This is a genomic window from Mycobacterium sp. TH-M11 (assembly GCF_057473725.1).
The window spans coordinates 1-1,824 of sequence record NZ_JBYCLD010000269.1 but is presented as its reverse complement, the minus strand read 5'-3'; the positions used below and the strand labels follow the sequence as shown (position 1 = coordinate 1,824).

Sequence of the window (1,824 nt, the reverse complement as noted above, 5' to 3'; positions counted from 1 at the left end):
TGCCGTTCACCGGCCTCAACACCCCGCTGGCGGTGGCGGTGGACACGAACAGAAACATCTACGTCGCCGACCGCGGCAACGACAGGGTCGTCAAGCTGGCGCAGGGCTGATCGCGTCTATTCGCACTGCAATCTGTCGCGGGCCCACGGGGTGGGCCCAGATCGATCCGTTCTAATACCCGCCTCGGCTTCCACCCGAGAAATAGTCCGTCCGACCCTCCAGGCGATACAGACCTTGTCGGTGCCGCCGCATAGAATTCAGCGGTGGTTAGCCATCAGAAATCCACCCGGCGTGGGGTAGCTCCCGAGGTGAGGACGTGCGAGTCGGGAGTCGCGGCCCGCTGTGGACGGCGGGACGCCGACGGTGAGTAGCGGTCCGGGGCCCTGGGTTGGGCCCTATCGGCTGCTGCGGCTGTTGGGCCGCGGCGGCATGGGTGAGGTCTATGCGGCCGAGGACACCCGTAAGCGCCGGATGGTGGCGTTGAAGCTGATCTCGCCGCAATTCTCCGGCGACCCGATGTTCCGCGCACGGATGCTGCGAGAAGCCGATGCCGCGGGTCGGCTGACCGAACCGCATGTGGTGCCGATCCATGACTACGGCGAGATCGACGGGAAGCTGTACGTGGAGATGCGGCTGGTCGATGGCACCGACTTGTCCGCAGTGTTGCGGCGCACCGGGCCAATGAGTTGCCCGCGGGCTGTGGCGATTATTCGGCAGGTCGCCGCCGCGCTGGACGCCGCGCACGCTGCGGGGGTGACGCATCGCGATGTCAAACCGGAGAACATCCTGATCACTCGTGACGATTTCGCTTACCTGGTGGATTTCGGGATCGCTCGCGCGGCCGCCGATCCGGGGCTGACCCAGAACGGGACGGCGATGGGAACCTACCGCTACATGGCTCCGGAGCGGTTCACCGGCGACGAGGTCACCTATCGGGCCGATATCTATGCGCTGGCCTGCGTGTTGGCCGAGTGTTTGACCGGATCGCCGCCGTATCGGGCCGACAGCGTCGAACGGTGGGTCGCGGCGCACTTGATGCAGCCTGCGCCGCGGCCCAGCCAACTGCGACCTGGGCTGGTTCCGGCGGCTTTAGATCAGGTGATTGCCAAAGGCATGGCCAAAAACCCGGACGAGCGTTATCGCAGCGCCGGTGAAATGGCCGACGCCGCCCTCGACGCACTAGGCACCGCCGAGCAACACCAGGCCGTCTGGATCCAGCGGCACGGTGAAGAAGCGCTGTCACCGGCGGGCGCCGCCGAGGCAGAGATCAAATCGGTGCCGTCGGACACCGATCAGTGGGCCGCAACCCAGGCAAGGGCGTGGTCGCGAACGCCAAACCCGCCAACCGAGTCGTCGTGGGTGCCGCCCCCTGTCACCAGCGGTGACAGCGGGAGTGCTCGGCCCGCGGCGGCCTCCGGCAGTCCGGCGGGGCCATCACCGGACTTCAGTGCGCCGCCCCGGTCCGGCGACAAACGTAAGCGGCTCCTGGTCGGCGCTGGGGTGTTCATCATCGTCGCTGTCGTCGCGGTCGCGGGATATCTGGTAACTCGGGGAACGCAGTCGTCGCCGTCGGCGTCCGGACAGACCGTACTGCCCTTCGAAGGCATCGACTTTCGCCTTTCGCCGAGCGGAGTCGCGCTCGATACCGACGGCGATGTGTACATCACCAGTGAGAGCATGTACGGCAAGGTGGTGAAGTTGGCGCCGGGATCGAGCACCCCGACAGTGCTGCCGTTCAACGGTCTTTACCAGCCGCAGGGGTTGGCGGTGGATTCGGCGGGGACCGTGTATGTGAGTGATTTCAACAACCGGGTGGTGAGGTTG

At 66.2% G+C, this 1,824-nt stretch carries 2 protein-coding genes; both read left to right on the top strand.

Translation table 11 applies throughout. The features are described 5' to 3' along the window. Positions 1–110 (top strand): hypothetical protein (locus AC2VOG_RS11025; RefSeq protein ID WP_486939933.1); only part of this gene is annotated, 110 nt, incomplete at its 5' end. 253 nt (positions 111–363) lie between these two features. Further along, positions 364–1,824, top strand: a 1,461-nt coding sequence (locus AC2VOG_RS11020) for a serine/threonine-protein kinase (protein ID WP_486939932.1), incomplete at its 3' end; no start/stop codon positions are given.